General features: G+C 46.7%; 7 protein-coding genes. 1 reads left to right on the top strand and 6 read right to left on the bottom strand.

The genetic code is table 11. From position 1 onward, the window contains the following. Positions 1–59 precede the first annotated feature (59 nt). Complete coding sequence (locus QUB08_RS02735) at positions 60–962, top strand: ISAs1 family transposase (RefSeq protein WP_333223273.1); 903 nt, start codon at positions 60–62, stop codon at positions 960–962. A 74-nt stretch (positions 963–1036) separates the two neighbouring features. Here QUB08_RS02735 and QUB08_RS02730 read toward each other — a convergent pair whose 3' ends face one another. The 6 genes from QUB08_RS02730 to QUB08_RS02705 all read right to left on the bottom strand — a co-directional run bounded on the left by QUB08_RS02730 (position 1037) and on the right by QUB08_RS02705 (position 8258). Then, positions 1037–1627, bottom strand: a complete 591-nt coding sequence (locus QUB08_RS02730) for an amidohydrolase family protein (RefSeq protein WP_333223261.1) — start codon at positions 1625–1627, stop codon at positions 1037–1039. A 211-nt stretch (positions 1628–1838) separates the two neighbouring features. Further along, positions 1839–2330: an ureidoglycolate lyase gene (locus tag QUB08_RS02725; protein ID WP_333223259.1), complete on the bottom strand. Its 492-nt coding sequence runs from the start codon at positions 2328–2330 to the stop codon at positions 1839–1841. A 208-nt stretch (positions 2331–2538) separates the two neighbouring features. After that, positions 2539–4128 (bottom strand): cobyrinate a,c-diamide synthase, encoded by a 1590-nt coding sequence (locus tag QUB08_RS02720; RefSeq protein ID WP_333223257.1) that lies wholly within the window; start codon positions 4126–4128, stop codon positions 2539–2541. A 263-nt stretch (positions 4129–4391) separates the two neighbouring features. After that, the gene (gene opcA / locus QUB08_RS02715) at positions 4392–5756 is read right to left on the bottom strand and encodes a glucose-6-phosphate dehydrogenase assembly protein OpcA (protein WP_333223255.1); all 1365 of its coding nucleotides are present in this window, start codon (positions 5754–5756) and stop codon (positions 4392–4394) included. A gap of 162 nt (positions 5757–5918) precedes the next feature. Further along, positions 5919–7448 carry a glucose-6-phosphate dehydrogenase gene (zwf, locus tag QUB08_RS02710; protein ID WP_333223253.1) on the bottom strand — a complete coding sequence of 510 codons (1530 nt, stop codon included), beginning with the start codon at positions 7446–7448 and terminating at the stop codon, positions 5919–5921. Between the two features lie 3 nt (positions 7449–7451). After that, on the bottom strand, positions 7452–8258 hold the full coding sequence (locus QUB08_RS02705; protein WP_333223251.1) for a hypothetical protein: 807 nt from the start codon (positions 8256–8258) through the stop codon (positions 7452–7454). Between the last annotated feature and the right edge of the window lie 83 nt (positions 8259–8341).

Raw genomic sequence — 8341 nt, 5'->3', positions numbered from 1 at the left:
ATTTGAAATGTCAAGTACATTGATGTTCACTCATTTGTTTATTATATCTTGCTTAAGTTATTAAATTTTCATTCCTAAGTAAACAGCACTGGCTCAAACAATTTTTAGAATTACCCAATGGCATTCCCCATCATGATACATTTCGGCGAGTTTTTGAAAAAATAGACCCCAAGGTTTTAGAACAGAAGTTAACTCAATGGGTCCAAAAATTACTGGGGTCAGTTTTTGAGCAAGTTATCCCAATTGACGGAAAAAGTCTTCGGGGGTCTTATGACCGAAATCAGGCGAAAAAAAATTTACATTTAGTGACAGCGTGGGCTTGTGAAAATCGTTTGGTCCTCGGCCAAGTTAAGGTGGACAGCCATTCCAATGAAATCACGGCGATTCCAGCCTTATTAGAATTAATCGACGTAACCGGCGCAATTATTACGATGGATGCAATGGGAACTCAAACGGAGATTATTAAACAGATTGTTCAGAAAAAAGCTAATTATGTAGTCTGCTTAAAAAGCAATCATCCGACTCTTTACAATCTTGTTAAATCTTGGTTTGAGCTTCAAGTAAGTCGCCAATTTGCGGGAGTTAAAATGACGAATTACCGTCAAGTAGAAAAAGGGCATAACCGGATTGAGAAAAGAAGAGTTTGGGCGATTCCCGTTTCAGAATTGGGAGGTCTTTATAATCAAGATAAATGGGCGGGACTTCAGACGGTTGTTATAGTCGAACGGTTTCGGCAACAGTGGAATGGAACCTCTCACGAAGTCCAGTTCTATCTAAGTTCTTTAACCGTAGATGCTCAAAAACATAGTTCTATTATCCGGGAACATTGGAGCATTGAAAATAAACAACATTGGGTTTTAGATGTGACTTTTGAAGAAGATAAATCTCGTATCCGAGCGTTTAATAGCCCTCAAAATTTGGCGGTACTCAGACGGATGGCCCTTAATGCCCTCAATCTGTGAAACCACCCTATCGCGTAGCTTGAGACAAAAAAGGAACCGGGCAGCGATGAGTGAGGAGTACATGATGCTTATTCTCAAATCCTTGTGTCAAGCCTGATTGAGATGCTCTTACCCTGCACAGCATCCGCACCCATATCCAGAGATTTCTCTAAAAGTTTGTCATTTTCTGGACTTCCGTAAATCCCGTCTTGGGGAAAAGCCACAACTTGCAGAGTCATCCAATCTTTGACTTGTTCTCGAACTTCCAAAAGTCCTTGCAAAGTAGTCAGCGTCGGTTCGCTAACATCAGCGTGACTCCTAACAAACAAAATCCCTTGAGACGCTTGTAGCCTTAAAGTTTCAACAGCCCGTTTTTTGACATCATCCAGAGTTAAACATTGCTTTCGTTCCCCCCAGATTTGAATTCCCTCGAACAAAGTGCCGCTTTGATTCCATCGCGGTTCCCCCGCAGTCAAAGCCGAATCGAGATGAATGTGCGACTCCACAAAAGGAGGACTGACTAATTTGCCTTGAATATCGATTTCGCGTTCGCCAAGTTCTGAGATGTGCGGCGAAACGGCGACTATTTGGTCATCCTCGATAGCAATATCTACCGTTGGGCGATCGTCACCCGCACCTAACAAACGACATTCGCGCAGAACAATGCTATACTTTTGCTCAGGCATGACAATTGCACTTATTTTAACACTGGTAAACTTTATCTTTCCTAGTAGCGATTCAGCCTAGTGAGACCAAAAGAATTCTCCAATCACTTGCAAACCCCCTGCTTCTCCTCCTCTGCGTCCTCTGCGCCCTCTGCGGTTAAAAAATCTTACTCAAAAAACCCACCTATAACCATAATCAACCCCAAGAAAGCTCAACTACAAATCGCCAACATCAGACAATCTCAAACTCCAGATTGTGATTTTTCACCAAATCAAAGGTAAAATGGTCAACCACATTAGTATTACTCAATTCCAGATTGTAAAAATCAACAAAATCCGCATCAAAATACGGCCCAGCGTGCCAAGTCCCCACATCTAACTTAATAAAACAATTGCCCGGAATCCGAAAAGCAGCCATATCCTCTAAACTCGGTTTATAGCTATCCCCAGGAGGCACAACCGCCATCAACCAATCCTTCCCATCCAGAGAACCCAAACACTGAGTACATTGAACGTGTCGTGTAATTTTGCCAAACTTGCGACCTTTATGGTGCAGCCGCATAATGTAAAATCTAGGAATACCATTTTGCAAGTTTAACTGAGCATCCTCAGCATCGAAAGACTTGCCATCAACAGCCGCAAAGATAACTTGACCGTAACTCCGAAAATTATCCGGTGTCACCCATTGTGCAAACAACAGCTTAGTCGAAATTGATTCGCTCATAAATCCCCACATCCCTAGCTTTCTCCGTCATAAATATTCTAATATAAATAGTAAGACCACTTTATTTCTACCTTGGGCGCAGCCAGGAACAGGCTTTTCGACTTCCCAAAAAACAGAATTGATTTATTGCCAAAGCGCTACAGACATTACCTATCTTCGGCTTCCTCTTCATACTCTTCCTTCGTGTCCTTCGCGTCTTCGCGGTTCGTTAAAAAGATATTACTTGAGATCGATCGCCCAAAACACCCTTACAATCAAAATCAGCACACTGCTGCAAAAAACGAGCCGGAATATCAGGCCGAGCACCCCAATGCAAATGCAAATAAGAAGCGTGCACCTGACAAACTCCCCAACCTTCAGCAACCGCCTCAACTTCCCCCCGCTTCCCATACCTCCAACTGTGATAAACTGGATTACTCGGTTCCACAGTTAAATGCGATCGATGAAACTCATGTCCCCAAACCTCATCAAAAGCAGTTAAAACCGAACTATCCCTCACCGCCACAGCTTCTCGGTATCCCAGCGTCAAACGCTTTCCCATCGCAGCAGAAGTTTCCAACACACCCACTCCTGGCCAAGAATTGCCATCGAAGTCTACAATAGAATCGCACAAATACATCAAACCGCCGCACTCCGCATAAGTCGGCATTCCCGAAAAAATAGCCCTTCTTACCGCATCCCGAATTAAAACATTACCGCTCAATTTTTGAGCAAACACCTCGGGAAAACCACCACCAAAATACAACCCTTGTACATTGTCAGGAAAAACCGAATCATCAAGGGGACTCCAAAATACCAACTGGGCACCCAACTCTTCCAACAAATCAAGATTGTCCTGATAGTAAAAATTAAAAGCCCGATCGCGCGCAACCGCAATCCTCACTCCAAATTGTTTTCCCAAAGAGTTGACAACATCATTTTTTTGAGTTATAATAGCCGAAGGGAGACCGTGCCTACCCGAAACTTGCTCAGACCCCTCACCCCCCCCATTTCGAGTTGCAGCCAACAAAGGCAAAAGTTGCTCCCAGTCAAAACTAACAGCAGCCAAATCAGCCAGTTTATCGATCGCAGCATGAAGATTCGGCAACTCCTCAGCAGGAATCAAACCCAAATGTCGATCGGGAATAGTAACAGCCTCATCCCTACGCAAAACACCCAAAATAGGTAAATTGAGCGGTTTGAGAGCATCTTGAAGCAGTTCCAAATGTCGATCGCTCGCCACCCGATTCAGCACCAAACCAGCGAATTTAAGGTCAGGGTTAAAAGAACGAAAACCGTGGGCGATCGCAGCCACAGAACCAGAGAGCCTGCTGCAATCTATCACAAACAATACCGGCAAATTCAGCAAATAAGCAACATGAGCCGTAGAAGCAAAGGAAATAGAATAGTGTTGTTTTCCTTCTGGCTTCCTTAAATCCGTTAAATCCTTTACATCTCGTACAATCGTTGCCGAACTTCTATCCGTTACATCCGTTACGAAATCCGTTGCCGAACTTCCTTCTTCTTTCTTCCGAGAAACACCGTCAAATAAACCCATTACCCCTTCAACTAAGGCATAATCGACATCTTGAATATGACCAGAAAAACACTTTTTTACATAAGATTCAGACGTTAATACCGGGTCTAAATTCCGACAGGGGCGACCAGTAACAAAAGCATGAAACATCGGATCGATGTAATCCGGACCTACCTTAAAAGATTGAACATTCAAGCCGCGGCGGATTAAATAAGCTAAAAGGGCGATCGTTACAGTAGTCTTTCCCGCACCGCTGCGTTCGCCAGCAATTACTAAAGCCATAGTTCTAGATTAGTTACAAAAAATACATATTTAACGAACCGCGAAGACGCGAAGGGCGCGAAGGAAGAATGAGAAGAAGAGAGGTAATTTAGTGGCTTTTGGGAAGTAATTTAGAGTTTTGAGTTAAATAACAGGATTAATTCAAAACTCCTAACTTAAAATTCATAACTCCTAAAAAAGTAGGGCAGACATTGCCTGCCCCACTGAATATTAACTCAATCCTTCTTCCTTCTTCCTTCTTCCTTCTTCCTTCTTCCCTCTTTTTACCGCTTAGCTAACTTCAGCATTTGAGCCGTGACTGCCAAACTTTCTTCGTAAAGCACATCTCGGCCCCAACTCTGCAAGTGCTGGCCCAGCAACTGTTCCGTCACCTGATCGAACAGAGGACTCACCTGGTTAAACCGATCGGTTTGAGCGCCGCCCTTCGTTTCCATCCGCATACAGCCACCGACTTCCGAACACAAAACTGTACCGCAGTCAGCTTTTTCGTTGGTAGAATTCAAACGCAAAGCAATCAAATCGCCCGCGACATCGCCCGAATCAGCAGTAGGAATAGCAGCCAACTCAGCTTCGACAACCCGTTCGTCGGGCCCCGCGAATTTAATTCGCTTGATTTGGTAATCGCCCTCTTCCTGTTTGAAAGCAACCGGACGCCACTGAAGCCGACTCGCTAGCCAACCCAAATACATCAGCGCTTGCGTAGAATTGTCCTGTTCGTAATCGATCGTCACCCGATCAATTTCCCGAATCGCAGCCCGACGTTCTGGGGCGTCAAAAGCCTCAGCAGCCAACTCCTGCCATGCGGCCAGCCGGCGCCAATTCAGATCCGCGATCGGAATTCCCTCCTCGATCAGACTTTGCATCAACAGCAATTCAGCTTCACACTCAGCAAAGCTGCTAGAGTCAACAATCACAGAACTGCTAACTGCCGCCAGCCGCTGGAACAAACCTCGATCGGCATCAGGATTCGCCTTCCACCACAGCAGCGTCGGCAAATCCGGGATCGTCAACGCCGTCACGATGCCGCTCACCCGTTCCAAAGCAGCTTCCGTACCCCGGAGCGTAATATACTCGCAGCAGATCAGATTGCCGCTGGTGCGCTTGTGAACCGGACAATAAGCAGCGACTTGAGCCTGGACGCCCGTATCTTCCCCCGCCGTCGGGCACAGAGCAATAATCCGGCAGGGATTGGCAGCCACAATCGCATCAGCCACCCCGGAACCCCCGGAACCCAAGCCACTAGATCCCATCTCCTCGCCTGTGGAATTTTTGCGAGCCACTTCTTCCCGCAAAGTTGCCAGCAATTCAGCGTTAGGTTTGCCAGTTCTCGGCAGCCCGTAAGCTTTTTGAGCCGCCCTGATGCTAGATGCCGTCATCGGCCCAGTAATACCGTCCACTGGCCCGTCATAAAACCCCAGATCCGCTAATAAACGCTGAGTTTCTTCGGGTTCGTAGACTACAAAAGTAAAAGTTGTTGCCCTACTAGCGATCGGAAAATCGCCCTTCGACCCTGATTCTCTGTAACTTTCCCAAATTTGACTCAATTCGGCCTCGATTTGGTCGATCGACACATCTTTAGGACTTTGTAGCGAAACCAGAGGCGGAGCTTTCATCGGTGTCATCGTCATAAATCTTCTCTCCTTTCTTATTAGTTATTAGTCATTAGTCATTAGTCATTAGTCATTGGTTCTTAGTCATTAGTTAGCCCTTCTTAGTTAGCCGTTCTTAGCTAATCACTAATACTAATGCTGACCTATAACTAAGGACTAATGGCTGCTGACTAATTACTCTTAAAGTCTGCGCCACTTGCGGCCATCTCTGTTAATTAGCAGTTCTGCTTCCGCCGGTTCCCAAGTACCCGCTTCGTATTTAGGAACCAAATCTTGGTCGTTGGAGGATTCCCAAGCCATCAACGCCGGCGTTACCACCCGCCAAGCTTCTTCCACTTCATCAGAACGGGTAAACAAAGTTTGGTCGCCCAGCATACAATCAATTAACAGGCGATCGTAAGCATCCGAAGATGTCACCCCAAAAGAAGAACCGTAACTGAAATCCATATCCACCGTCCGCGTCCGCAAATCCGGCCCCGGCATTTTCGCCTCAAACCTCAGCGAAATCCCCTCGTTCGGATGCACGCGCATAGTCAAAACGTTAGGAGTGGTTTGTTGGGCCGCGGACTGAAAAATTAGCAGCGGAACTTCGCGGAACTGAATCGCAATTTCGCTAACTTTTTTCGGCAACCGCTTGCCGGTTCGCAGGTAAAAAGGCACTCCCTGCCAGCGCCAGTTGTCAATCATAAACTTCATCGCCACAAAAGTCGGCGTTGTCGAGTTGGGAGCCACCCCCGGTTCTTCGTGATACCCCGGCACCTGTTTGCCCTTCATCCAACCTGCGGAATATTGACCGCGAATCGCTGAGAACTCTAAGTTATTCAAATCTGCCAAGCGAGTTGCTTGCAGAACTTTCATCTTTTCGGTGCGGATGCTGTCAGCGTCGAGCGAGTTCGGCGGTTCCATCGCCGTCAGACAGAAAATCTGCATCAAGTGGTTTTGCAGCATATCCCGCAACGCCCCAGAGGATTCGTAGTAACCGGCCCGGTCTTCTACGCCTACTGTTTCTGCAACTGTAATTTGTACGTGATCGACAAATTGCCGATTCCACAGCGGTTCAAAAATCGCGTTAGCAAACCGGAACACCATTAAATTCTGAACAGTTTCTTTACCCAAATAGTGGTCGATCCGGTAAACTTGCTGTTCTTGGCAAACCTGCTGCACGACTCGGTTGAGAGCTTTTGCCGAACTCAAGTCGCGGCCGAAGGGTTTTTCAATTACCAAGCGGTGTTTTACTGGGTCAACCAGCATTTGAGCCGCGCCCAGTTGCCTAATTGCTTCTGGGAAAAAGTTCGGGGAAACTGAGAGATAAAATATGTGATTGCCGCGAGTTCTCCTTTCTTCGTCGAGTTCGGCTAAGAAAGCTTTGAGTTTTTGATAGCTTTCCGGGTTGTCAATGTCGCCCGGACAGTAGTACAAACCTTGAGCGAAATCTTGCCAAAATTCTTCATTGCCAATGCCACCGCCAAATTCTTCAATGCCTTCGCGCATTTGCTCTCGGAAGTAATCGTGACTCCAAGGGCGGCGGGCTACTCCCACGACGGTAGTTTCCGGTGGCAAGCGTCGATCGCGCTTCATCTGATAAATTGCAGGTACCAGTTTGCGTTGGGTGAGATCCCCAGATGCTCCGAAGATTACCAGAATTTGTGGTTCTGGCACCCGTTCTTTTCGTAAACCAACCCGCAGTGGATTTTCAAGTACCGTTACCATTTTTTATTTTGCTCCTTCTAAAGCTGTCAGTCGGGCTAATACAGCTTGATAGTTTTTTGTCATTTCCGCTAGTTGCTGAGTGAGGGAATTAATTTGCCCTTCATACTCAGCTTTCATTTCCGCTCTCACTTCCTCCCGGATTTTGATCCTTTCAGCAGCCAGTCGGACTTCCCAATCTTTATCGCGCTGTAGCAGTTCAGCTTTCAACTGCCTGTTTTCGGCTCGCAGTTGCTCCAACTCTAACGCCACAGCAGCAGCACGGCGATCTCTTTCTTTGTTTTGCTCTCGGATTTGCTCTCTGAGCCGCTGATTGTCCGATCGCAATTTCTCCAATTCTGAAGCATCATCCTTACCAGTTCGCCCGCTTCCGCTTGCAGGAAATCGCTGTTCTACCAAGCGCTGAACTGCTGCACCAGTGGGCATACCATTGGGCGATGACTCCAGAGCCTCTTGCCAGATTTCGAGTTGCAGTTCTGGCGATAATCCTGTTAGGGGACGGACTTGGCGCTCGTTGGCTGGAATTTTGACACCCATGGGTGTCAAATTTTCGATGACCTGCGCTGCTGCAATAAATCGATTAGCCGTCTGCTTTGCTATGCCCCATTTCTCCCGGCAATAAGCGTCAAACGTCTTGTGGCTTTCCCGGTACAGTTTCTGTTCCCGAATTTCATCAAGGGCTTTGCCAACTTCGTAAAAAGTCTGAAGTCCATTTTCTACAATGGATTCCAGTTCTTCCAGCCTAGCCCGTTCGGTGACATCAAGTTGGGCTGTTGCATACTCGCTTTCTAGTAGGGTATTGGTAGTTGGCATAGCAATTCCTCAGCGGTTGTAGATGGAGAATTCAAGTTGGATCTTCGGGCGAGATTCCTGCTAGAGGACGGACTGGATTTTCC

Source organism: Microcoleus sp. BR0-C5 (genome assembly GCF_036705045.1).
Lineage (GTDB): Bacteria > Cyanobacteriota > Cyanobacteriia > Cyanobacteriales > Microcoleaceae > Microcoleus.
The sequence above is the reverse complement of the archived record's forward strand: the minus strand, read 5'-3'. Positions and strand labels throughout refer to the sequence as shown.

What these genes read in the sequence shown, in the direction of transcription:
- opcA (WP_333223255.1), bottom strand. Translation starts at nt 5,756, where the DNA reads ATGACGATGACACCGATGAAAGCTCCGCCTCTGGTTTCGCTACAAAGT.
- zwf (WP_333223253.1), bottom strand. Translation starts at nt 7,448, where the DNA reads ATGGTAACGGTACTTGAAAATCCACTGCGGGTTGGTTTACGAAAAGAA.
- QUB08_RS02725 (WP_333223259.1), bottom strand. Translation starts at nt 2,330, where the DNA reads ATGAGCGAATCAATTTCGACTAAGCTGTTGTTTGCACAATGGGTGACA.
- QUB08_RS02705 (WP_333223251.1), bottom strand. Translation starts at nt 8,258, where the DNA reads ATGCCAACTACCAATACCCTACTAGAAAGCGAGTATGCAACAGCCCAA.
- QUB08_RS02720 (WP_333223257.1), bottom strand. Translation starts at nt 4,128, where the DNA reads ATGGCTTTAGTAATTGCTGGCGAACGCAGCGGTGCGGGAAAGACTACT.
- QUB08_RS02730 (WP_333223261.1), bottom strand. Translation starts at nt 1,627, where the DNA reads ATGCCTGAGCAAAAGTATAGCATTGTTCTGCGCGAATGTCGTTTGTTA.